21 protein-coding genes are annotated in these 24,976 nt (G+C 41.7%); 5 read left to right on the top strand and 16 right to left on the bottom strand.

The genetic code is table 11. The annotated features are described in order from the left end of the window. Nucleotides 1-12: 12 nt before the first annotated feature. Both L3V42_RS10400 and L3V42_RS10395 read right to left on the bottom strand, forming a co-directional pair. On the bottom strand, nucleotides 13-1,194 hold the full coding sequence (locus L3V42_RS10400; RefSeq protein WP_238471942.1) for an acetyl-CoA C-acetyltransferase: 1,182 nt from the start codon (nucleotides 1,192-1,194) through the stop codon (nucleotides 13-15). 89 nt (nucleotides 1,195-1,283) lie between these two features. Then, nucleotides 1,284-1,691, bottom strand: a complete 408-nt coding sequence (locus tag L3V42_RS10395; protein ID WP_238471941.1) for a YbaN family protein — start codon at nucleotides 1,689-1,691, stop codon at nucleotides 1,284-1,286. A 701-nt stretch (nucleotides 1,692-2,392) separates the two neighbouring features. Here L3V42_RS10395 and L3V42_RS10390 point away from each other — a divergent pair. Next, a complete protein-coding gene (locus tag L3V42_RS10390; RefSeq protein ID WP_238471940.1) occupies nucleotides 2,393-4,453 on the top strand; it encodes a catalase in 2,061 nt (686 codons plus the stop codon). A 76-nt stretch (nucleotides 4,454-4,529) separates the two neighbouring features. On the opposite strand, the gene L3V42_RS10385 is transcribed toward L3V42_RS10390, so the two are convergent. Then, nucleotides 4,530-5,078 (bottom strand): NADPH-dependent FMN reductase, encoded by a 549-nt coding sequence (locus tag L3V42_RS10385; protein WP_235762529.1) that lies wholly within the window; start codon nucleotides 5,076-5,078, stop codon nucleotides 4,530-4,532. A 422-nt stretch (nucleotides 5,079-5,500) separates the two neighbouring features. Here L3V42_RS10385 and L3V42_RS10380 point away from each other — a divergent pair, with 422 nt between their 5' ends. Further along, nucleotides 5,501-6,706, top strand: a complete 1,206-nt coding sequence (locus L3V42_RS10380; protein ID WP_439651884.1) for a M20 family metallopeptidase — start codon at nucleotides 5,501-5,503, stop codon at nucleotides 6,704-6,706. A 191-nt stretch (nucleotides 6,707-6,897) separates the two neighbouring features. On the opposite strand, the gene L3V42_RS10375 is transcribed toward L3V42_RS10380, so the two are convergent. Together L3V42_RS10375 and L3V42_RS10370 are read right to left on the bottom strand one after the other, a co-directional pair. Next, a complete protein-coding gene (locus L3V42_RS10375; protein ID WP_238471939.1) occupies nucleotides 6,898-8,721 on the bottom strand; it encodes a YhgE/Pip domain-containing protein in 1,824 nt (607 codons plus the stop codon). Then, nucleotides 8,721-10,664 carry an efflux RND transporter permease subunit gene (locus tag L3V42_RS10370; RefSeq protein WP_238471938.1) on the bottom strand — a complete coding sequence of 648 codons (1,944 nt, stop codon included), beginning with the start codon at nucleotides 10,662-10,664 and terminating at the stop codon, nucleotides 8,721-8,723. Before L3V42_RS10370 ends, L3V42_RS10375 begins: the two co-directional genes overlap by 1 nt. A gap of 279 nt (nucleotides 10,665-10,943) precedes the next feature. On the opposite strand from L3V42_RS10370, the gene L3V42_RS10365 reads away from it, so the two are divergent. From L3V42_RS10365 to L3V42_RS10355, 3 genes are all read left to right on the top strand, one after another. Further along, complete coding sequence (locus L3V42_RS10365) at nucleotides 10,944-11,528, top strand: TetR/AcrR family transcriptional regulator (protein ID WP_235762526.1); 585 nt, start codon at nucleotides 10,944-10,946, stop codon at nucleotides 11,526-11,528. Between the two features lie 292 nt (nucleotides 11,529-11,820). Continuing rightward, nucleotides 11,821-12,678, top strand: a complete 858-nt coding sequence (locus tag L3V42_RS10360) for a malate synthase (RefSeq protein WP_235762525.1) — start codon at nucleotides 11,821-11,823, stop codon at nucleotides 12,676-12,678. Nucleotides 12,679-12,880: 202 nt separating this feature from the next. Then, the gene (locus tag L3V42_RS10355; RefSeq protein WP_235762524.1) at nucleotides 12,881-14,341 is read left to right on the top strand and encodes a DASS family sodium-coupled anion symporter; all 1,461 of its coding nucleotides are present in this window, start codon (nucleotides 12,881-12,883) and stop codon (nucleotides 14,339-14,341) included. 281 nt (nucleotides 14,342-14,622) lie between these two features. Here the strand turns inward: L3V42_RS10355 and srtB are convergent, their stop codons facing one another. The 11 genes from srtB to L3V42_RS10300 all read right to left on the bottom strand — a co-directional run bounded on the left by srtB (nucleotide 14,623) and on the right by L3V42_RS10300 (nucleotide 24,879). Then, a complete protein-coding gene (gene srtB / locus L3V42_RS10350) occupies nucleotides 14,623-15,414 on the bottom strand; it encodes a class B sortase (protein WP_235762523.1) in 792 nt (263 codons plus the stop codon). A 23-nt stretch (nucleotides 15,415-15,437) separates the two neighbouring features. Then, entirely contained in the window at nucleotides 15,438-16,208 is a 771-nt protein-coding gene (locus L3V42_RS10345) for an ABC transporter ATP-binding protein (protein ID WP_235762522.1), read from the bottom strand. Next, on the bottom strand, nucleotides 16,198-17,181 hold the full coding sequence (locus tag L3V42_RS10340; RefSeq protein WP_235762521.1) for a FecCD family ABC transporter permease: 984 nt from the start codon (nucleotides 17,179-17,181) through the stop codon (nucleotides 16,198-16,200). Before L3V42_RS10340 ends, L3V42_RS10345 begins: the two co-directional genes overlap by 11 nt. 23 nt (nucleotides 17,182-17,204) lie before the next feature. Further along, nucleotides 17,205-18,167, bottom strand: coding sequence for a heme ABC transporter substrate-binding protein IsdE (isdE, locus tag L3V42_RS10335; protein WP_235762520.1), 963 nt, complete (start codon nucleotides 18,165-18,167; stop codon nucleotides 17,205-17,207). A gap of 180 nt (nucleotides 18,168-18,347) precedes the next feature. Next, complete coding sequence (locus tag L3V42_RS10330; protein ID WP_235762519.1) at nucleotides 18,348-20,186, bottom strand: NEAT domain-containing protein; 1,839 nt, start codon at nucleotides 20,184-20,186, stop codon at nucleotides 18,348-18,350. Between the two features lie 25 nt (nucleotides 20,187-20,211). Continuing rightward, entirely contained in the window at nucleotides 20,212-20,853 is a 642-nt protein-coding gene (locus tag L3V42_RS10325; RefSeq protein ID WP_235762518.1) for an NEAT domain-containing protein, read from the bottom strand. Nucleotides 20,854-21,267: 414 nt separating this feature from the next. Further along, the gene (locus L3V42_RS10320) at nucleotides 21,268-22,215 is read right to left on the bottom strand and encodes a cation diffusion facilitator family transporter (RefSeq protein ID WP_238471937.1); all 948 of its coding nucleotides are present in this window, start codon (nucleotides 22,213-22,215) and stop codon (nucleotides 21,268-21,270) included. A 132-nt stretch (nucleotides 22,216-22,347) separates the two neighbouring features. After that, nucleotides 22,348-22,773 (bottom strand): DUF3021 domain-containing protein, encoded by a 426-nt coding sequence (locus L3V42_RS10315; protein WP_238471936.1) that lies wholly within the window; start codon nucleotides 22,771-22,773, stop codon nucleotides 22,348-22,350. Continuing rightward, nucleotides 22,770-23,225 (bottom strand): LytTR family DNA-binding domain-containing protein, encoded by a 456-nt coding sequence (locus L3V42_RS10310; RefSeq protein WP_238471935.1) that lies wholly within the window; start codon nucleotides 23,223-23,225, stop codon nucleotides 22,770-22,772. The genes L3V42_RS10315 and L3V42_RS10310 overlap by 4 nt, the downstream gene beginning before the upstream one ends. A gap of 10 nt (nucleotides 23,226-23,235) precedes the next feature. Continuing rightward, on the bottom strand, nucleotides 23,236-23,982 hold the full coding sequence (locus L3V42_RS10305) for an ABC transporter permease (protein WP_235762514.1): 747 nt from the start codon (nucleotides 23,980-23,982) through the stop codon (nucleotides 23,236-23,238). A 15-nt stretch (nucleotides 23,983-23,997) separates the two neighbouring features. After that, the gene (locus L3V42_RS10300; RefSeq protein ID WP_238471934.1) at nucleotides 23,998-24,879 is read right to left on the bottom strand and encodes an ABC transporter ATP-binding protein; all 882 of its coding nucleotides are present in this window, start codon (nucleotides 24,877-24,879) and stop codon (nucleotides 23,998-24,000) included. Nucleotides 24,880-24,976: the final 97 nt, after the last annotated feature.

The raw sequence follows: 24,976 nt of genomic DNA, 5'->3' as shown, positions 1-24,976 counted from the left end.
TCACCTGATTCCTTAACTTCTTTTCATAACCATCGCAATTCCTTGACCGCCTCCGATACAAAGACTGACAAGTGCATATTCCTTATCCCTGTTTCTTAGTTCATAAGCTGCGGATAATGCTAGACGAGTACCGCTTACTCCAACTGGATGGCCTAAAGCAATCGCTCCGCCGTTAACATTCGTTTTCTCTCTATCAAGTCCAAGCTCCTTCTCCACGGCAAGATATTGGGCTGCAAAAGCTTCATTTACTTCCACGAAATCAATATCTGTAAGTGTAAGTCCAGCTTTCTCCAACGCTTTCTTCATTGCCGGAACCGGCCCAATTCCCATAACTGATGGGTCGACACCTGATGCGGCCCAAGAAACGATTTCAGCAAGCGGTTGTAATTCCCGCTCTTTTACCGCTTGTTCTGAGGCAATGACAACACTTGCTGCTCCGTCATTGATCCCCGAAGCATTGGCAGCAGTTACCGTGCCATCTTTCTTAAATGATGGGCGCAATCCACTGATTTTTTCTAATGTCGTATCCGGTTTAATATGTTCATCTTGGACAATGGATTCCGTTTTCCTTCTTGATTTCACGTCTACAGCAACAATTTCTTCATTAAAACGGCCGGACTCCTTTGCCTTTCTTGCACGCTCATGGGAAAGAACTGCATATTCATCCTGTTCCACCCGGGAAATATTATATTGTTTTGCAAGATTTTCCGCAGTTACCCCCATACCAAATCCAGTATATTCATCAAATAATGTAGATAGAAGCATATCATGGAATTTTAATTCACCGAGTTTTGCGCCACCGAATCTTTTTTCGAAATTCGCATATGGTGCTTGGGACATATTTTCCACCCCGCCAGCGAGGACGATTTCTGCATCGTTCAGCAATATTTCCTGCACACCCGAAACAATGGATTGCAGCCCGGAACCACAGAGCCGGTTCACAATATAAGCGGGGACTTCCTTTGGCACACCTGTTTCCAGTCCAATATGTCTCGCGATGTATGCCGCATTTGTCTCGGAATGGATAACATTCCCGTAAATCACATGGTCAACCTGTTCCGACGCAACATTCGATCGCTTTAAGGCTTCTTTCGCTGTTACGGTTCCAAGCTCTGTTGCTGTTACACCAGCGAAAGAACCACCAAATGCTGTGAAAGCTGTTCTTGCTCCATCAATTAAATAAACCTTTTTCATGATCATTCCCCCTCTTATTTCTTTGTACTACGGATGCCAAATAAAAACAAGCAGGATCGTCAGCATATCGCTGACGATCCTGCTTGTTTCTATTTATCCATAACTAGCTCAATTTCTTCCGGTTTTATTGTTTTAATATGATAAATGAAGTAGTAATGTTTGATAAGTCCTAGTGTAATCATGATGATCCGAATAATAAGTATATCAATCATCACTACAGAAAGGATAATAAAAAAATCGGCAATAAGATTGATCCGAATTTTTTCCCATCTTGTCATATATCGTTTAATGAAGTAGCGGTCTACATATTGTTTATAGAATGATGTGCTTTTAAACCATCTGTCGAGACGTTCCGAACTCTTTGTGAAACAATATGAAGCAAATAGGAAGAAAGGTCCTCCCGGCAGTACTGGCAGTATCGTTCCAGCTACCCCAACTCCGAAAGAAATAAGTCCTAGTGTAATATAAATCCATCGTCTTAGATTACTGATTGCCATCACCTAATTTCAAAATAACCTCTCCTCCTATTTTACCATAGAATTCATCTTTCTTTATGAAATGTTTATGAAAATTTTTGGCCATTCATGAATAATCCAACCTAGTAATGAGACGGTTATTTCTCACCCCGACCCAACCACGACACCAAATCAAAAAATCACTTTTATTCAGTGTAAGTATTTTGCGCATTCTCTAGACTGGAGTTCTAATCACCGTTCAGTTTCCCGGTGGACGGATGCTTTCCGCGGGCACTGCTGGAGCCTCCTCGGGCTTCCGCCCTGCGGGGTCTCCAGGCTCGTGCTGTTCCCGCAGGAGTCACCGTCCACCGGGCAACTGAACTGGTAAGATGGTTATTTTAAATAGAAATTATTCCGTCGCGATAAGGATTCAATTCCTGGAATATTAAACAGTGATCTAAATTCGGCCTTTGCTGGGAGCAGTCCAGACACCTCGAGACTCCTGCGGGAGGATAGGCTTGGTGAGACCCCGCAGCGGGCTTGCCCGCGAGGAGGCTCACCAGCCGCCCGCGGAAAGCGAGAGGTGTCTGGACTGCGGACCTCCAGAAGTGAGTTTCAGACACTTACGCTGAATGAAAGCGAGTGCTTTATTTTAGTTTGATGGTTAAGTTCTAGTTCTAATCACAGAGCATAGCAATATAAATGGGATTGTAATTTAGACGGATAAGGCGGGTGTTTAATAAATGGATAATAAACCATCAAGAAATCAAAGTTCCAACACTGAAAACGAAAAAAATGAACAGTTGAATGAATTCCGTGTTAAAAATACTGGAAAACCAATGACTACCAATCAATCGTTAAAGGTATCCAATGATGAAGAAATTTTAACTGCCGGAGAGCGTGGACCAGGTTTATTAGAGGACTTTCATTACTTTGAAAAGATGACACACTTTGTTAAAGAAAGGATACCGGAAAGGGTCGTTCATGCAAGGGGGTACGGGGCACACGGAGAATTCGAATGCTATGAATCCATGAAACAATTTACAAAAGCTGGATTTTTACAGGAGGCTGGGAAAAAGACTTCTGTATTTGTCCGGTTTTCTACTGTACAAGGCGGCAAAGATTCTTATGACACTGCACGAGATTTACGCTGCTGGGGAACAAAATTTTATACAGAAGAAGGAAATTATGATTTAACGACCATTGCCATGCCTGTGTTAATTAACCAAGATCCGATGAAATTTCCAGATGTGATACATGCATACAAGGCCGAGCCACGTTCGGATATCCCAACAGCTTCTGGGGCCCACGACAACTTTTGGGATTATGTAGCAAATAATCCAGAATCCCTGCACATGGTATTATGGATCATGTCTGAGCGAGGTATTTTACGAAGCTATCGCATGATGGAATCTTGGTCCATTAATACGTATCTCTTTGTTAATGAACATGGGGTGGCTACCTTTGTAAGATTTGTTTGGAAACCGGTTCTTGGTGTGCATTCTTTACTGCAAGACGAAGCACTAAAAATAGGGGGGCTCGATCCAGACTTCCACCGCCGGGATCTCAGGGAAGCAATTAATCGTGGAGCTTATCCGGAATATGAACTAGGTGTTCAACTCATACCGCTTGATGATGAATTCAAATACGACTTTGATGTTCTTGATCCTACCAAGTTTTGGCCAGAAGAACTTATACCTGTCCAGCTTGTTGGTAAAATGACATTAAATAAAAATGTGGACAATGAATTTGCCGAATTAGAACAAGTAGCATTTAACCCAGCAAACGTTGTTCCAGGAATAGACTTCTCGAATGACCCTGTCTTGCAAGGTAGGTTGATTGCTTACCAAACGGCCCAGTATCACCGCCTTGGTTCAGCTAACTTCCAGGATCTGCCGATTAACCGACCGATCTGTCCGTTCCATAATAACCAGCGGCAAGGGTTTATGAGATACCGTATTGATGTCGATCAAGTAAACTATCATAGAAACTCAATCGCAAATAACACACCATATACAACGCCTCCTAAGGAAGGCGGATATGCACATTATCCAGCGAAAGTTGAAGGGCATGTCACTCGGAATCGAAGCGAATCTTTCTATGATTACTTTTCACAGCCAAGAATTTTCTGGAATAGTCTAACACCTATTGAAAAACAGCATACGATTGACGGGCTTAGTTATCAGGTTGGAAGTGTGAAAAGAGAATTTGTCAGGCAGCAGGTTGTTGATCTTCTTGTTAACGTTGATAAGGAGTTAGCAAATATTATTGCTGATAATATTGGGGTTAACCGTCCTAGTGGGACGAATGTTCCTGTTTCCACAAGCTACCCTTCCCTGAGCCAAGCAAACACCCCTAAATATGCTGCTACACAAAAAGTCGGTGTATTGATTGGCGATGGTTTTAATTATAATGAAGTATCCAGCGTACTGAACACCCTTGAACGTTATCGCGTATTTGTCGTTATTGTAAGTGAAACACTCGGTACCGTTACAGGATCTAATGGCACAGAGCTCAAAGTGGATGAAACATTTCTTACCTCGAGTCCCTATCTCGTAGACTCACTATATGTCGTTGGCGGAAATGCTAGAAACCAGAGGAAATTCAATACTGACGTGACAGAGTTTGTTCATGTAGCATATAGGCATTATAAACCAATTGGCATTGCAACAACCGGACAAAGCTTTATTCAGTCATCAGCTGGAAATAACCTAGCAGGTGTTATATTTGCAGCGAATAATCCAAATTTCGGTGAGGAGTATGTATCGGCAATTGCACAGATGCGTTTTTGGAATAGAACGTAATCAAAAAAAGGAAATGGCTACTACGTCATTTCCTTTTTTTGATGGGATGGAATTTAAAGATTAGGTTAAAGCTTTCTTACGCTTCGTGACGCTTTACGAAAGCAACATAAGCTTCTACTATGGATTGCAAGAATCCTACTGTATCCTGATTTGTAATCTTTCCGTCTTCACCAAGCAATTCGTGGACATTTGCAATATATACTTCTGGCTGCTGTACAACTGGCATGTTTAGGAATGCGAGCACTTGACGCAAGTGGTGGTTTGCACCGAATCCACTTAAATTACTTGGAGACTGGCTCACAATTAGAGCTGGTTTGCCGTCCCATACATTTGAACCATAAGGACGTGAACCAACGTCAAGAGCATTTTTAAGTGCAGCTGGGATGGAGCGGTTATGTTCTGGTGTTACAAATATAACAGCATCAAGGGCCTTTATTGTATTACGGAAAGTTGTATAAACTTCCGGGATATTATCATCAGAATCCTGGTTATAAAGTGGTAGATCTGCAATTTCGATAAATTCTGCTTCATAACCTGCTGGGAAGAACTCTACAATATTTTTAGCAAGCTGCTCGGAGAATGAATTATTACGGATACTTCCAATTACAATACCTACTTTTGTCATCTCAATCATCCTATTCTTTTTAAATTTAATTACAACTCAATAGTAAGTTATTATTAATAACCCGTCAATCGAATTGCTCTTTCCTTCTATCTTGCACAATCCTTCAACTTTCTATGTCTGGTTATTTTAAATAGAAGTTATTCCGCCACGATAAGGAGTATACTTTTTCCAGAACATTAAACAGTGATTCAAATTCGGCCTTTCCTGGTAGCAGTCCAGACACCTCGAGACTCCTGCGGGAGGCTCACCAGCCGCTCAGCAGGTGCGAGAGGTGTCTGGACTGCGGACCTCCAGAAGTGAGTTTCGGAGTTAGGCACACTTACGCTGAATGAGAGTGATGAGTTGTTACAAGGGCTTGACAAGGTTGGGGGTGCTTTGGTTTTATTAAGTGAGATTGTTGATTTAAAAAGGAGGAGTTTTAAGTGGCAATGACAAAAGCTGTGAAAGATGCGTTAATGCAATCGATAGAAAATAATAAAGAACATTATATCCAAACAAGTCACTCCATACATGAAAAACCTGAGATCGGTAATCAAGAGTTTTTCGCAAGTGATTTACATATTAAAAACTTAAGCAACGAAGGGTTTAAGGTTGATAAAGCTGTAGCTGGCCATGAAACATCCTTCTACGCGATAAAAGAGAGCGGAAAGCCTGGCCCTACTATCGCATTCCTTGCAGAATATGATGCCCTCCCAGGTCTTGGCCATGCATGCGGGCATAATATTATCGGAACATCAAGCATTGCCGCGGCAATAGCACTCTCAAAAGTTGTCTCGGATACAGGTGGACGAGTCGTTGTGCTCGGGACGCCTGCTGAAGAAGGTGGACCGAATGGCAGTGCGAAAGGGAGCTTTGTAAAGCATGGCTACTTGAAAGATATCGATGCTGCACTCATGCTCCACCCAGGTGGTAAAACGACGCTTTCTCAAGATACACTCGCTGTCGAACCACTTGATTTTAAATTTTACGGAAAATCCGCCCATGCGGCAACTTCTCCAGAAGAAGGTATCAATGCACTTGATGCAGTTATCCAATTGTTTAACGGTATCAGTGCATTAAGACAGCAGCTACCTCAAGACGTTCGGATTCACGGCATTATTACAGATGGCGGTGATGCACCGAATATTATTCCAGAATACGCAGCTGCCCGCTTTTTTATCCGGGCAGACTCATGGAAAAAGACGGAGAACGTTGCAGCGAAAGTCCGCGCAGTCGCTGAAGGGGCAGCTCTTGCCACTGGTGCGAAAGTGGAAATCGAGCGGTTCCAAAATGAAGTAAAAGACTTTGTCATTACTCCCCTGCTAGATGAAGTACTTGGAGAGGAGTTAACAGATGTTGGAGAAGAACTCGTTATTCAAGAAACGGAAGGGAAGATTTCGACGGACGCTGGCAACATTAGTTACGAAATTCCAACCGCCCATTGCTATATTAAAATCGGTCCCGATGATCTTATTGCTCATACAGTTGAATTTCGGGAAGCAGCCAAATCCAAGCTTGGAGATCACGCACTCCTAAACGGTGCCAAAGCGTTAGCAACTACCGGTTACCGGCTACTCACCGATCAAACTTTGCTTGAGCAAATCAAAGCGGAGCATATGCAATCTACTTCAGAAAAAAGTTCCTTATAAAGTGAAACTACTTCATTGAGGGGGCTTTCCCCCGCTGAATGTTGGTTGAACAGAATCAGGGATTTACGAACTGTTTATCCCCCATCTTCACATCTTAGATGTCCATCGTGTTTAGAGGTGGGGGATTACAGACCGTTAATGCGTGATAATAACGAAAAAAAAGATGCACCCAGTATGAAGGTGCATCTTTTTTATCTGAATAAATCTAAAAACCGTTCCCAAAGTGATTTCTTTTCCGATTCTTCTTCCGCTTCATCTGTTTCCTCTGCTTTTTCAATCGGTTCCGTTTTTAAAACAAATTGAACCGAATTTACTTCCTCATTTTTGTCGGACACAAATGAAACAGCTTCAAAATCGGACTTATCATATTGGGCGAGCATTTCATCAATTTCTTCTGTTACCTGTTCCGGCATATCCTGCGTCGCTTCTGCAAGTTCATCCGTGCCATCCCGAAGTTCGGAAACACCACTTGCCAGCTCACCGGTACCATTATTTAATTCACCAATACCTGCATCGATTTCCGTATAGCCTGCAGCAAGTTCTCCGACGCCTTCCGTATACGTAACAAGCCCGGAATGGAACGCTTGATAGTTAGCTGATAGGGTAGAAATTCCTTCTTGTAATTCCTTTAATCCGCTCGTCGGGTCCATTTTTTCAAGGAATTCATTGAATCCAGCAATCAGTTCCTCTATTGAACCTACAATCGTTTCCAAGGATGTTATCATTGTTTCCAGTGTGCTTGTAACTGCGGAAAATCCGTCTTTCACCTGTTCATACGTTCCTTTAACCGTTAATGCCGCAGTATACACTTCAAGCAGTTTATCCACCGTATCTTGGTTTGCATTGCTTTGTTTTAATGCAATGATTTCTTCTTCACTAACTTCGTGTCCGGGAATTGCTGTAATGGCCTCATCAAGTGCTTCATAAGCTGCACCGAATCCATCTTTTAATTCAACTAAGCCATTTTTAATTTCTCGTAGTGCACTGGCAAATTCCTCGAGGCCTTCTGTCATCATATTAAAATCACCGCCGTCAATACCACCTGTATCGCCAAGTGATTGATCAATCGTTGCCAGTGCGTCTTGAATAGCTTTCGAACCACTCACAAGCTCCCCGGAACCGTTATTTAAAGCCTGTATTCCCTCTTTATATTCGGTTGAACCGCTCTGTAATGCCGTCGTCCCTTCGTGTAGTTCTGTTGCTCCACCCTTCAATTCAAGAACGCCATCATCAATTGATTGCAAAGCATCAGCAAGTGTACCAATCTCCGCTGTGAATTCATCTGTATCCGGCGCATCGATCGACATATTTTGCGGGATAGCCGATATATCTATACTAGCTAGTTCAAAATCTGTTACATCAGCTGTCACCGATAATACCGCTTCTTCTTCCGGCAGTACCGTATAAGTTACTTGGATGTCTTTTCCTGCATTTGCCAGAATACCTTCATCTGTTTCAATATTACTTGTTTTCTCTCCGTCAAACGCAAAAGATATCTGGAGTAAATAGTTTTCATAAAAGATGGGGTCAATCGCTTCGTTTTCACTTGTATCAATCTCTATTTCAAGGGTTCCATCTTTTCCTGCAAGTTCTTCCGGTGTCACTTCTTCCCCGTCAAGGTAGTACGTCATCTTGAAATCCCAAGGCAAGTTTGTATGATCTAACGTACCTTGGTAATAGAACTTCCCAACAGATGCACTCATTTCAACCACATCACCGGATTGGCTGATCTCAGATAAATCGGTAAGGTTCTTCACATTCGAGTATGCTCCATAATCAGCAATCTCGCCCGCTTCCGTTACTTCGAGACTATTAACGATATAAAGCTCTTTTCCTGCACCAGAGGGACTTAATGTTGCATAAACCACTTCATCTTTACCAGCTGTTTCTCCTGCATCTTCCGCTTCAATTTCAGTCTCATTCTGATGATTAGAAGCAGCCGTAAACGGTGCAAGCCAAGGCAGCACGAGGAATAAGCAGAGTAAGGAAATTAAAATTTTCTTCATACTTTTCATTATCGCTCCTCCTTGTAGAAATTCGCTTTCCATGTCGTTTTTTCAATTACTTTATCAAATAATACGAGTAATGCCGGCAGGAAAATAATCACTAATAGGAACGCTAGCAATGCTCCCCTGCCAAGCAAGAGTCCAATCGACGACACAATTGGATTCGTCGATGTAAGCCAGAGGATGAAGCCGACACTGGAAAGAATCGACGCCGAGATAAGAATAGCGAAGAACTTATCATTCAGTGCCTGTTTAATAGCCTGAAAGACAGGCATTTCTTTCCGTTTCAACGTATAGTCTTCTGTCAGCAATATCGCATAATCAATCGTTGCCGCTAGCTGCACCGTACTTACGATAAGATACCCGACAAACACAAGCGGAGATTCCGTAAAGTATGGAATCGCCAAGTTAATCCATACCGATGCCTGAATCGTGAGCAATAGGACAATCGGGAATGATAATGACTTGAATGCCACAATAAGTGCGAGAGCAATGGTTACAATTGTCATGACATTCACAAACGTATTATCTTCCGTCACAACAGATTTTATATCGTAGAGCGTGACACTCTCACCTAGCATATAAAAATCATCGTAATATGCTGATGCCGATTCATCCACCTTTTCTACAAATGAAAAAGCTTCCTCCCCTTCATCTTCCGTTGTCGTATTTAAAATAAATCGACTATAATTTTCCGAATAGAATTGTTCCGTTACTTCTTCATCTAAATACTCAGGCGGAACAGCTGCGCCGACTGTTGTAACATAACTCATGATGCTTTTCACTTCGTCATTTCCTAATAGATCTTGTGTGAGCTGCTCCTCTTTGCCGATATCACCTTTAGGAACGAGAAGAACGACCTGCGTATTTTTCCCAAACTCTCCTTCGATTTTTGCAATATCCATACCTGCTCTCGTCTCTTTTGGCTGCTCCCCTATGCCATAGATAAAGTCGGTTTGACTTTGTGCTAAAAACGCTGGAACAATTAATAGAATGACAAGGACGAATACGGGAAATCTCAATTTTAATAGTCCTTTTCCTACCTTGTTCAATCTAGGAACAAACGGACGGTGCTTTGTTTTATCAATCCATTTGTAAAACATAATCGTAAATGCCGGCAAGAAGACCATCACACTAATAAAGCTAAAGATGATTCCCTTTACAAGGTTGAACCCAAGGTCAGAACCAATTTCAAAGTTCATGAAGCTTAGTGCGATAAATCCGAAGAAGGTTGTTGATGCACTAGCGATTATTGCCGGGAATGAACGCTTGATCGCAAGCTGCATCGCCTCTTTCGGATCCCCGACCTTTTCCCGGTAATCGGAGAAGCTGTGCAGTAAGAATATCGCATAATCCAGTGACACGGCGAGCTGCAGAATTGGTGCAACGGATTGTGTCACGAACGATATTTCACCAATAAAGATATTCGTTCCAAGGTTAAACAGAACCGAAATTCCAATTGCCGTTAAGAAAAAGAACGGTTCGACCCAAGAGGTCGTGGAAAGAATAAGAATAATAATGATGATTGGTACGAGCAATGCTGCTGCATACATCGTTTCGGTAAAAGCCATTTTTTGCTGTGTCGCTGTATCCATCGCTTCCCCAGCCATCGCATTTTCTTCACCAATCAATTCATAAATTTCATCGGTAATCCGCACCTCTTCCCCGTCACGGACAACAAAAGAAAAGAGTGCATTATTATTTTTATAATAGCCCTCGACGACATCTGGGTCTTCCATTTCAATCGGAGTCTTGATATCCATGACATCATCAAGCCAGAGCACATCCGTCACGCCATCGATTGCTTCGAGTTGTTTTTTAAAAACAAGTGCTTCCTGCAAGGAAACATCATAAATCATTACATTCGTATTCGGGATTGCTCCCCCATACTCTTCCTCCATCACTTCAATCGCTTCGGTTGATTGGGCATTATCCGGGAGATAATCTACCATATTATAATTAACCGAAACGAAAAATTGAAGGATGACACTAATAACAGCAAGACTTACGAACGTAATGACAATTGACTTTCTTTTTTCAATAATCCAGGCTGCAATATTTATCGTGGTTCATCCTCTCTGTTCCCCTGCCTTTACATTTTAAAAATGTCACGATATTATTATATAAAACACGATGTTGGTTTATCAACAGTCAGTTCGATAAAATCCGTCTAATATCCAACGTTTTTAATTAAAATGTTGGATAACTCCGGTTAGAAAGGTGACAAAAATATGACTTCTGAAAAACTAGATCGCAGAAAGAAATATACACGAATGGTTTTAAGGAAAAGCTTACTCCAATTGTTGAAACAAAAAAGCTTCTCCTCCATCACGGTAAAAGAAATCTGTGAGCGTGCAGATATTAACCGTTCTACCTTCTATGCGCACTACAGCGACCAATTTGAACTTCTTGAGACGATTGAAAATGAGATCGTCTCTGATATGAAGCAATATATTGATACATATAACTTACAGGAAAAAGAAGACGCACTGCGCATGACCGAGAAGCTAATCAGCTATTTCGCAGCCAAGCAAGAAGAATTAATCATCTTATTAAATGCCAGCGGAGAGACCTCTTTTGAACGGAAAGTAAGAGAGGTCGCACAGACCTCCATCCGCAACGAATGGATTGACACGGAAAATGCCAATCAACCACTTTCTTCTTATATGAGCGCTTTTATCATTAGTGGGAGTGTGCATGTATTGAAGATGTGGCTGCTCGGCGGCATGGAAGAACCACCACATGCAATGGCCAAACTGATTAATAATTTAATTAACCATGGGATCTATGGAAGTAATTGGGATAACTTCGCTTGATTGTAAGATTTGCTTGGAAGGGACAGTTGAAATATTAATGCCAAAAGATTTTCATTATACAACAGATAAAATGTCCATGTCAATAGATAACTTGTGTTTTTCACTAAAAAGTGATATACTATAGTTGTAGTAATTTTACGATGATACTTTTCCAGCGCATCTTCATTGAGTTTTGAATTGGGATGCTCTATTTTCATCCCAAAACTCCCCCGCTGTTGGACCGGTAAACATACTTGCAGAAGTCGTATCGCTCGAAAAGAATGTCGTGGGCATAATCTAAAGGAGTGGAAAAATGAATCTGATTGACAAAAAGGTCATGCACAAAAGTTTCGGTAAAGGTAATATTGTGGACCAAGATGATGAGTTTGTAACGATTGATTTTGATAAGGAAACGAAGAAGTTTGTTTTTCCTGATGCCTTTGGAAAGTTTTTAAAGCTCAAGGATGATTCAGCACAAGCAACATTAAAACAAGCTATTACAAAGTTTGAAGCAAAACAGGAACAACTGGAAAAAGAACGGGAAGAAGAACAAGCACAGCGTATTTTAGAACAGCAACGCAAGAATGAACTTAAGAAATTATTGAAAAACCACCGGCTTCATGAAAAATCCCAACTTGTATTTTGGCTTGAGGATACAGAAGAAGAGCAAGCATTTGCCGATTGGCAAGTATTCGCTGGCGAAATTAGAAGCGGTAAAAACAAAGGGAATCCGAACAAGCCCGTTCGTCTCCATCAAAACAGCCTCGTGTTGCTTACCAAACGGGATGATGAAGAAGATGAAAACGAACGTAAAATCGTCGGGCTATACATGGTAGAAGAAACATTTATCGGGAGACTCGCAGAAGACGGGCTCATTCCTGCTCATTCTGAACTTCGATTAAAACTTTCCGACGAAGAAGCCGAAGACATGCTGTTTTGGAATTATTATATTAATGAAAAATACCCGCACCGCATGACATGGAACACTGGGAAATATCGTTATTTCGATAATATTTGGGCTGCACAAATTTTGAGAGATATCGTATCACTCAAAAAAGATCCAAATGAAAAACAACTTGCGGAAGAATTCTTTTTGCATTTCTGTAAAATGAACCAGCTCGAACCAAACGAAATTCCAGAACCAAATGGTGCTTTAAAGTATAATAAATGAACTCAAAAGGTTAGGCCCTACATGGCTTAACCTTTTTTCTGTTTCCGTTTTCCTTTTACAACTTTAGGGAAGTGTAAATTAGTCGTAAAAGTTTAACAAATTGTCAGAGAGATGTCAGGTAAGCACCTTTCCTTACTGTATAATGAAGCTAGAATCAGATCATGCCAATAGACACTGTTCGATTTCGAGGAGGAATCAGCACATGAAGATCAATAAGAAAAGTTTCGTCATTCTACTTATCGCAACTGCTGTCATGTTCATCATCTTGTTCTTACCTAACCCGGAAACATTACCTGTAGCCGGACAACGTGCACTCGCAGTGCTCGCATTTGCTGTCATTCTCTGGATAACGGAAGCTGTAACATATCCAGTAAGCGCGGTGATGATCGTCAGTTTACTTGCATTATTCATCGGTTTATCCCCGACAATTGAAGACCCATCGGTAACATACGGCACAAGCCAAGCTCTTAGTTTGGCAATTGGGGGATTCAGCTCTACTGCTGTCCTGCTCGTCGGTGGCGCACTCGTTCTTGCAGCAGCGATGGAGATTACCGGACTGCACCGGCGGATCGCTTTATACATCTTATCTAAAGTAGGTACACAACCTGGCAGACTCGTAATGGGAACGATTCTAGTGAGTTTCATTTTAGCGCTGTTTGTCCCAAGTGCAACTGCAAGAGCTGGAACGCTCGTACCGATTTTACTCGGAATTGTTGCAGCTTTTGGACTAGCAAAAGAAAGTAGGCTTGCGGCTTTATTAATGATTACAGCTGTGCAGTCTATTTCAATCTGGAATATCGGGATTAAAACAGCAGCTGCCCAGAATATGGTCGCTTTAGGGTTTATTCAAGCTGAATACGGAATGGATATCACATGGGGAGCATGGTTCCTATACGCAGCTCCTTGGGCGATTATCATGTCATTTGTCTTGTATTTTGTCATGACCCGACTCATCAAACCTGATATTCCAGATATATCGCAAGGAATCAGTCTTAAAAAACAGCTAGAAGCGTTGGGTAAAATGTCAGGTAAAGAAATGAAACTCATTATTATCGCACTCGCCCTGCTTATCCTCTGGTCAACAGAAGGATTGCTTCACCCATTCGACTCCACGACAATTATGATTGTCGCTGTAGCTGTCATGCTGACTCCGATTGTTGGAATTTTTGGCTGGAAAGAAGTTCAACAAAAAGTGCCTTGGGGAACATTGATTGTTTTTGCTACAGGTGTATCGCTTGGAACTGTTCTTTTGTCGACAGAAGGAGCATCCTGGTTATCAGCAAACTCCTTTGAAGCCATGGGAATTAATTCGATGTCACTCGTGATGATGATTGCATTGCTTGCTGCTTTTAATATACTGATCCACCTTGGCTTTGCAAGTGCAACAAGTCTTGCTTCTGCATTCATTCCAATCGTCATCGCTCTTGCAGGCAGTATGGAAGCAACGAGCTTTAACGCAATTGGGCTTGTACTTATTATGCAGTTCGTCGTCAGCTTCGGATTCCTGCTTCCAGTGAACGCACCGCAAAGTATGCTTGCTTACGGAACAGGAACCTTTACGGTAAAAGATTTCCTGAAATCCGGAATACCATTAACTGTCATTGGCTATCTCCTCATTATTATTTTCAGTGCCACGTATTGGCAGTGGATTGGATTGCTGTAGGTTGTAATACGCCGGGTTGTAAATTACATTTGGTCGTTAAAAGAGCGTCGATGGGGTGATTAAAAGCTTGATAAACGACGGTGAAACTAGTATAAGAGCATCATCTAGGCAATTAAAGGCACGATAAACGACGCTTCCTCGATGGAAGAGTATCATTCGGTTATTTAAAGCCCTCCTAAGCGCCCACTTTAATCTAAGAGTACAAAACAAGTCTTTCATTATCCTAATAAAAATCAGCAGGTCACTCATAAGAATTCTTCCCATGAGTGACCTGCTGATTTTTACTTCGCGGCCTGCACCGCTCCACTATCTTTTTTCGTCAACTTCGCCTGGACAACGAATCTTCCTGTTAATTCATCCAACTCATAATCACATGTCGATAACGTGAGGATATGATCATCTGCAGTGACATCCACACCTGTGTCATACAAGGAATGCCCGTCAATTTTATTTAATAACGCGTCAAAATCCTCATCATTTGCAAAGTCGGTTTGAATATAATTGAAATCCGTCGTCGTATTATAAACAGCAAAGATTTCCGCTTCATAACTGTCGTACAACGTATCAAAGGTGAATGATTGATGCTCTTCAAAAAATGCCTGATCCTCGTATTTCGTCAAGCCTTCAAACATCGATTGGTCCTTCGTCCGGTGGCCATAAACAATCGTATTTTTACCGAGAGATGTAATATCATTCCGGAAATCCATAAAAATACTGCCGAGAATATTATAGTCATTATGAAAATCATGACGTAAATAATCAAAGTTATTATCGGATTGAAGGATTGGATAATCTATTTGCGTCCCGTCGATTGTAATCCAGCCAACCAATTCTTCATTTTCTTCCAGCAAAACATCGAAACCGGAACGGACGTTCAGCTCATCGCCGTCATTATCCGCCCATTCCGTAAAACCTCCACCTTCATAAAAAGTCTGCTGGAGATCATCCATTGTTTTACTGTTGTTGTGATAATCAAGATACGTACTGATTAATCCATGGGCCGCATAGACAAAAACCCCTGCACATACGAGGGTAACTCCAATTGACAGTATACGTTTCAATTTATTGTTCATAACATCCACCTCACCTAAGTCGGTTAAATCCCAATCGGCACGATATACATGCCGAGCTCTGGGTCATCTTTGACAACGACATTTACACCATACACATCCTGCATCAATTGCCTTGTTACGATATCCCTTGGATTACCATGGGAAATGATCCGGCCGTTTTTCATCGCAATGATTTCATGGCTGTATTGAACCGCCTGATTGATATCATGGAGTACCATCACAATCGTGAGTCCTTCCTCTTTACAAAGCTCCTTTACCAGTTCAAGTATTTCGTATTGGTAAAAGATATCCAAGTTGGCAGTTGGTTCATCTAAAAATAAATACGGTGTATCCTGGGCAAGTGCCATCGCAATCCATGCCCGTTGTTGCTGACCGCCGGATAGGTTGTCTAACGGAGCATGGCGCTTTTCGATTAATCCGGTACGTTCCAGCGCCCAGGCCACCTTCTCCGCATCCTTGTCTCCGTGCTGCGTGAAGGCTTGCTTGTGGGGAAGTCTTCCGTAATAAACAAGCTTCTCGACCGTCATCCCGGACGGGGCGCTATTTTGCTGATGCACTACCCCAAGCTTTTTCGCAAGTTCTTTCGGTTTATATTGTTTAATCACTTTTCCATCTAAGATGACCTTGCCCTTTTGGGGCGCGAGATTATTCGTAAGGACGCCAAGAAGCGTTGACTTTCCCGAACCATTCGGGCCGAGTATCGTCGTAATTTTCCCTGGCGTAATACCAGTTTCAATCCCATGCAGTCTTACTACTTTATCCTGATAGGCAAAAGTTATATCTTTAATTTCCATAAATCCGATCACTCTTTCTAAGTAGGAATATCAGGAATGGTCCACCAATTACGGCCATAATGATCGATGCCGGAATCTCAATTGGCGCCATGATTGTCCGTCCTAACGTGTCTGCTGTTACAATAAGCAAAGCACCCGCAAGTGCTGAAAACGGAATCAACACTTTATGGTCATTACCGACGAGCACACGTCCGATATGCGGGACAAGCAGGCCGACAAAGGTGAACATCCCAGCAATCGCTGTTGCAATCGATGCAAGCAGGACTGCGACAACAGAGATGGTGAATCGCGCTCGGTTCACTTGGAAACCGAGGTTACGCAACGTTTTATCCTTTAAGCCTAAATGGTTACACCATGCATAGAGCAGCAGGCTGAGCAGAAGCCCAATCGTCCCGTACAGTACGATAATCCCCACATCATCCCAAGTCTTCATCGTGAGTGTCGATGCATCAACGGAAATACCTGACATCAGGCTGCTTGCATTTTGCGCGGATAACAATTGACTAAGTCCAGTGAACAATGCGTTAATCGCGACCCCGATGAGAATCATCCGGAGCGGATCGAGCCCAGACTTCCATGCAAACAGATAAACGAGCAAGAATGCTGCCGCCCCACCGATGAAAGAGAATAATGGCGTATAGAAATAAAGTGTCGGGAAAAAGGTGATCATCACAATCGAAACGAATCCTGCACCTGAAGATACCCCAATTATACCCGGTTCTGCAAGCGGGTTCCGTAAAACGGCCTGTAAGAGCACACCGGAAACCGAGAGACAAGCACCTGCAAACAAAGCGATAATAATCCGTGGCAAGCGCAAGTCTTTTATAATTTCCACATTTTCATTCGTACCTGTAAATAATCCAGTAATAAGTTCTCTTAGACTAATTTCAATACTGCCCGTGATCATGGAATAAAGACTTACAAAGAGAAGCAAGCCAAGCACGGCAATGAAACTGATTAACTTTTTGTACATCTAAAAAACCTCTTTCGTAAGCCCTACTCTGCTAATTCCCGGTGAAGTAATCCAACTAACTCTTCGAGCGCTTCCACGGCTGCAAGGTTAGCTGTAGTACCAAAACGAGTTTCTTCCAAATCATAGACCCGATCGTTTTGAACTGCTTTAAAGTGACTCCAAATGTCATTTTCTTGGAACTCTTTATGAAACATTTCCACTACTTCATCTGGCATCCCGTGGGACATTCGTAAAATAATATCCGCATCGGTCTGTTGTAATACTTCTGTATTTGCAGATACGTACTCTAGGTCTGTATCCTCAATCGCATTGGTTCCGCCGGCGCGGCGCACCAAGTCACCAACATAGGAATTTTCCGTTGCGACGAGGTAACTGCCGGGAACACCTAGAAGGATAAGTACTTTCGGAGATTCTTTTCCTTCAATCTTTGCTTCAACTTCCGCTAATTTCTCTTCAAAATCTGTAACGAGTTCAGCTGCATGCTCTTCCCGGTTATATTTGTCGCCAAGCGCCTCAATTTCTTCATACATATTTTCAACACTATCTAAATTCATATATGTAGCTGGTACGTCTGTTTCTGAAAAGGAATCCTGTACATAATCAGTCAATGTCGTTACGGTAAGCACATCTGTCGGTTTTAAGGAAAGGATCGTTTCCATATCGGGATCCATTGCCATACCGATTTCCGTAACACCGTCATAACGGGCCGGGAGATCTTTATAAGATGTCGGAACCCCTACAAGATCCAATTCCAGTGCGTCCATCATTTCTACGATTGCTACGGTTGTTGCGATGATATCACCATCTGTTTCGAGGGCCGGTTCCGCTTCTTCAGCCTCTTCGTCTGCCCCCGTTTCCTCTGTTGTTTCTGCGTCTTCCTCTTTGCCTGCACTCGCATCAGAGTTCGCTGCTGATTCATCCGATCCACAAGCCGCTAAGACAATAATAAATAAAAGCATTAAACATACATATAGTTTATTTTTCATTCTTTACACCTCTGTTTAAAAAGTTGCGCATCATTATGTATATAAGGATAGAAGGAGAAATAATCCGAAGCGCTAGAGAGTTGGGGAGTTAAAATACAAGTCGGGACAATTCAGAACCTGACATTTGCCAGGTTCTGCATGCCCCGTCTTGCACTTGGAACAAATAATATTCGTTCCTATTTACACAAAGCGTCTTTTTAGTTGAACAGCTAATGGGATTGCAGATGCAATCAATAGCAGCATGTACAACATGACATTTGTTTCTTCCCCTGTTTTAGGGTTAAGTCCGCTTGAGTTTGTGTTCGTATTTGTTGATTTGCCGCCATTGTTATCTGAATTGCCAAATTGCGGTTTTTCCGGTGTGTTTGGATCCAGTTTGTTATTACCAGGTTTGTTTCCACCAGGTTTAATATTATCTTCTTCTGGAGCTACATCTGCATTTTCTTCCGGATCTTGGGCATTTTCAGCGTCAGGACCGTTTTCATTTGTGGAAGCAACTAACAGATAGTTACTTGCATCGATAGCTTTCATACTGCTTGGATCAAGTATGAGTCTTGCAGAATGCGCTTGGTTTTCATAAACGCCTGGAACTGTAAGCAGCATATCAAGCATAATTTCATCCGTTAATTTACCGTCAATCTTAAGCTGGTAAACAACAGAACCATCCATATTTTCCCGAACGAAAACAAACTCGCCAAACTCATTTTTGATAGAGTTGATATATTCGCTTCCATTAACAGTGATCTGCAAGTAGTAGACACCATCTTTTTCTAAAAGAATAGCTGGTTTAACAAAGAAACTGTCTGCAGCAGATGGACGATCCTCTGTTTCATGTTTGATTTCATAATTAATTTCGTACGCTTTATCTGGAACTAGACCATCGTCTTTTTTTGGTGCTTTAGGTGTTTCTTTGTTGTCTTTATCATCATTTGCAGGGTTCTCAGGTTTTGTCGGCTTTTCTTTATTTTTATCTTCGTCTTCTTTAGGTGTTTCTTCTTTGTCTTCATCTTCTTCTGGAGCTTTTTCTTCAGGTTTTTCTTCTGGCTTCTCACCTTGCTCCGGTGCTAATAGAGTGTAATTATCCACGTCGACTTCCTGTTTCGTATCTTCTACAAACGAAATCTCTGCAGTATGTTCCATATAGCCCATCGGAGTGTCTATGTACATACCAAGTTCATATGTTGCATCGAGTGAAGTAACTTCGAACTGGGCAATGTAATGATCATTATTATCTACATTACTTAACGTGACTTTCTCACCATTGATTGTCAGATAATCAATAAACTGTCCCATGTTACCAACAATTTGGATATATGTTTTTCCATCTTTATATAGTAATGCAGCTGGGTTATGGAAGTAACGATCTAGAGCAATATCGGATTCATACGTAATTGTGTATGCTTCCTCTGGAGTGAATTCCGAATCCACTTTTTCTTCTTCATCCGCCTCATTTTCATCTTCCGGTTCTGTTGGCTGCTCCGGTTCAGTTGGTTCTTCTTCAGGCTGCTCTGCTGGCTCTTCCGGTTCAGCAGGGTCTTCTGGTTGTTCAGGTGTCGGATCTTCTTCTGGTTCTTCTTCAACAACTGGTATTTCGTCCAATCTTTCTAAAATAAATCGGAATGGTTCGTCACCTTTCATGCCAATCGCTGGAACCTCATATTGTACTTGAGCGTGAAGTTCTGCTTTAACAGTTTCCAGTGGAAATGCCATAGACCTTGCAGCATCATCCTCGGTTACAGTAGCTTCGATTCCTTCAATTTGAATACCTGTAACTTCAGCCATTTCATTATGCGGCACTGTAATAACCAGAGTAGCTTTTCCATCCACTATCTTCAATACAGCTTTTTCATCTATGAAACCAGCTGCACCAGAAGGGTCATCTGAATCTTTTTTAAGAGCTACTGCATTTATTGTATACTCTCCGTCCTCATAAACAACTTCCTCTTCCGCAAATACAGACGTGCCGAATAACGGCAGCGCTAATAATGCGACAATTAAAGCAAGAAACCATTTTCTCATTTCATTCTCTCCCTTGTATCTTCAATTAGTTACGTGCAGGTCGGAATTTCCAAATGGAAATCAATGCGATTCCCGATACTAATAAAAGGACAGTGTACAATACGATTGGCGTTTCCTCTCCAGTTTTTGGATTTTCAACTACTTCGCCACCGACGTTTGCTGTAGATTCATCTGTTGCACCGCTAGTTTCGCCGGAAGTACTTGTCTCGCCTGCATCTGTGCTTGCTTGTGCACCAGCTTGCGGTAATCCGCTGGCATTGAATACTGCACGAGCTGTATGGACCGTATCATATAAATCTGGAACAACAATATGCATGTCCATGTTTAAAGGTTGAGATAGATCTCCATCTACACGAAAACTCACGGTTCTCGTTTCATTGGCGGAGTCTTCGCTTACTACATTGACTGCCCCAGCAGGTGTGGAAAGGGATTCGATATAATTACTGCCAGTTACCGTTAACGAAACAGTCTGTACACCATTTTCCACCGTCAAAGTAGCAGGACTAACAAAATATCCATCGGCAATGGACGTGTTGTCACTGCTCTGTTCCTTCATTTCATAAGGCACTTGATATGTACCGTCTGCGATTTGCGCAGATACTGGTGTTGCAATTAACGTAAAAATGATTGCAGCTAACACCATACCAAGTGGAAATCTGAACTTCATTATTTTTCCTCCTTATTATTCACGATAAACAGGAGATTAATAGATTCCAAGTGACCGGTAAGCGTATTTACACATTCGTCCGGCTCCTTTTAATCTTATCAACTGCTTATAACGTATTTATTTCTCACATATTCTAATCTATCACAAGAACGCGTTCACATACAGGAGTATTATGAACAAACGATGAACAATCAATGAATTTCCGCTAACAAAAAGGTTAAATAAACAAATAACGGACTAATTGAATGAATTTCTTAATTACCAAAGTCGGCTTCATCATCACCATATATAGTTGGGAACGAACCAACTCAACTACATATGGTGATGATGAAACATTAAATACGTATTATGAGATTCATTAAATTCTTTCAATATAAAAATAATCACCCAATGAATTCAAGGTGATTATTTTTATTATTTCCAATTGATTTTTCCGTCATCTTCAAGGATACCTAGAACAACATCAGCTACATCAGGCTGATTCAAGAGCATATTTCTCAGATGAATTTGTACATCGTCGGCTTCGTCCAGCATCATTCCTTTTCGTAATTCAATCGTCCCTTCGACATGGTAAAGCCGCCCCTCCTGTATAATGCGTATTTGTTGAATATCAACTATATCTTTATGTCCAAGGATGATATTGGTGATATTCTCTTCCACTTCAGCTGGTGCAGCAACTCCAATTAATCCGACCATATTATCATAGCCAACTCGGTATGCTACATAAAGCATCAAGATTCCAATAATGATGGATGCGATTCCATCTGCTGCAAGTACATTGAAAAATTGGGCGAGCACAATTCCAATAATCGCTAAGACGGCGCTGAATGTCGCAACTAAATCTTCATAAAAGACGAGACGAGTTGCTGGTGCCGCCTTTCGAACTTGTTGGAACGCAGTACGAATGAGTCCACCTTTTTCTGCAGTGCCTGTTTCATCGCGGATTTCCTTCATAGCCTTGACTAATATAAAGCCATCTACGAAAAATGAAATGAGAAGAATGATGATGTTAAGAAAAAAGTTTGTCGCCTCTATTGGGTGTTGCAATAAATGCCAGCCTTCTTTAATTGTTTCATAAGCCATGATAGTTACGACTACAACAGCAATCATGCAAAAAATATTTATGACTCTGCCAAATCCTGTCGGAAATCGTTTCGTGGGCGGGAGTTCAGCAAGCACACTTCCAAAAAACACAAATCCCTGGTTTATCGAATCAGCGAGAGAATGCATGGCAGAAGCAAACATCGTCCCGCTTCCACTAATGGAAGCTGCAACCGCCTTAATTCCAGCAAGAAAAATATTCCCAACCGCAGCAACACCAGACGACGTGTTCCCCTTTTTTATCTTCTCCAACAAACCCATCCATTTTCCTCCATTTCATTGGGACGTGGGGTCAGAGCATTTGTCTCCGGGACAAATGCTCTGACCCCACGCCTCACCTTCTTACAGCTAGTTTGTATCGCAGGAAATTATTTATACAGGAATTAATGGAAATCATTGTTCTTCTGGTTCCCTGCTCCGATTTAAACTTGCATTCAAATTCTCTTCTACTTTTTTATAGTAGAGATAATAAGCGGTCCAGAATATCGAATAAACGACCGTAAATAAAAGTGTTGTCACGAGCATCGCAATAAATGTCAATGGCACCCAGCCACCTACCAGAGCAATGATGAAATAAAAAACTACCGACATGCAATAGTGGATGATTGTCTGCTTGAGCATACTCATTCCATTTTCCACAAAAATTAGAGAAGACAAACCAAAGTAAATACCAAGGATGAAAGATAGCAGCATGTAAAACCAAATTTTAAAAACGGTAGTCTCCGTCCCTGTCCACATTACGATTGTTAAAGCAATGAAGGTTACAATACCTCCAAAAGCTATTCCGGTCATAATCCTTTTAATTGCCTCGGCTATCATTGGCTCTTACCTCCCATCTCCAACTTTTTCTTTACTGCCCCCACATATTTTTTTGTAATATACTCTTTGTTTCCCGATTGAAAATACACACAGAGATTCCCATTGAAGGCTAATTCAAACCGTTCAATTCTACTCAAGTTACCAATAACGGATTTAGAAAAGCGCATGAATTGATGGGGATAGAGCAACTCCTCCACTTCATATAATTTCATTCGAATCTCCACTTGTCGTTTGCCCATACAGGCGAACACTTTCCGACTCTCCGCATAGACAAAATCAATCCGTTTCGGATCAAGGAGGATGGTTTGCTCATCCTCCACCCCGAATATACGCTTCCTGTTTTTCCGCTTTAAAATCATCACAATTTCCTCTAACTCTTCCGTCCATTCATTCGTTTGAATCGTAATGGAAGGTTCATCATATTGGTCATCAATATCGATATTGATTTTCATGAAGCTCCCCCTATCCCGTTGTTCGTTTAAGAAAGTTCGGATACCTGACAACTGCAAGGATAAAACCAACAATACCGAAGCCAAGCAGAATACTTGAGGTTTTAAGGAAATCACCTATCTCGAGTGTTCCGGCCATCGCTGCTTGCAATCCTTGATGTCCCCAATACTGTGGTGTGAATCGGCTGATTGTCTGTATGAAATCAGGCATCATATCGACTGGCATCCACAAGCCGCCAAGCACCGCTCCGCCTAAAGCAAGAACCTGAGTAAGCGCAATTCCCATATTTGTTGTTTTTACAAGAATGGCCAGCGCCAGACCTACTCCAGTCACCATGAATGTCAGCACAAGTGCCAATACAATAATATTAAACAACTGCTCAAGTGGAACATTATAAACGAGCTTTCCAAACAATAACAAAATAACGATCTGTATAAAAACGATATACATGTAGGGAATCCATTTGCCCAGTAAATATAAATTACGAGAAAGCGGCGTACTTGCAATTCGGGCAACGAGACCGTTATTTTGATCCTTTATCAGCGACTCTGTCATCGTTATCATAATAAAAAAGACGAACATTACCGTGTATCCTGGAACAATCGTCAAGATCACAGGCCGACTCTCGGCTTCATTAAGTCCTGAAGTAAACACGGAAATAAATAACACCGTGAATAATAGTGGTAATACTAGCGTCCAGAAAATCATTCCCCTATCCTGCATGTTCTTTTTTAACTCTAGCTTCATGATCGCTTTCATAATGATCTCCTCCCTTTATTCCCTTAATAGGTTTCCTGTTAATGAAAAGAAAACATCTTCAAGTCGCGGTTTCGCAAGCTCCAGGCGTTCAGGATAAGTGCCGTTCTGTTTACAATAACCAACAATTAACTCCATTGCGTGCAGTGGAGCAGAGGTGATAAGCAGATAGCCTTCTTCTTTTTCCTGAATATCTCCAAGCTTTTCGATTTCCTCCGGCAGACAGTCTTCCCCGCGGACAAAAATCGAAGGGGTACCATGTTTTTGCAATATCGCTGAAATCTCTCCGCTTTCTATCACTTCCCCGTGATCAAGAAAGACAGCTTCATCCCAAATCCGTTCAATCTCTTCCATATAATGGCTCGCATAAATAATTGTCGTCCCCTTTTGCTTCAATTGCTCAATCATTTGAAATATATACTGACGAGACTGGGGATCGATTCCGACCGTCGGCTCATCCATTATGATGAGATCGGGTTGGTGCAATAAAGCACAGCCGATATTCAACCGCCGCTTCATTCCACCCGAAAAGGTCACGACTTTATCCTTCGCCCGCTCCGTAAGACCTATTTCTTCAAGCACTTCTGCTATCCGTAATCTCAACGCTTCCCGAGAAAGTCCATATAGTTTACCGAAAAATAAAAGATTATCCTGTGCGGTGACCGTTTCTTCAAGTGCTATTTCTTGGGGAACATAACCAATCGTCCTATCCATATCTGCTTGTCGAACCTTCCCTTGATAATCACGGATGACTTTTGCAATGATTTTCAGAAGTGTCGATTTCCCGGCTCCATTCGGACCAACCAAACCAAAACAGTTACCCGGCGGAATCTCCAGCGAGACATTTGCTAAAGCTGTCTTTTTTCCGTATGCCTTTGTTATATGATTCACTTTCAACATATTTATCACCTTCCCTTTTTCTTAATTTCATTATTACAAATACCTACGAAAAAGAATGAAGAACGTGAACAACATACACCGCTTCCTGCATGAAATA

The sequence above is a fragment of the Oceanobacillus alkalisoli genome, from assembly GCF_022213125.1.
Classification (GTDB): Bacteria; Bacillota; Bacilli; order Bacillales; family Amphibacillaceae; genus Oceanobacillus; species Oceanobacillus alkalisoli.
The sequence above is the reverse complement of the archived record's forward strand: the minus strand, read 5'-3'. Positions and strand labels throughout refer to the sequence as shown.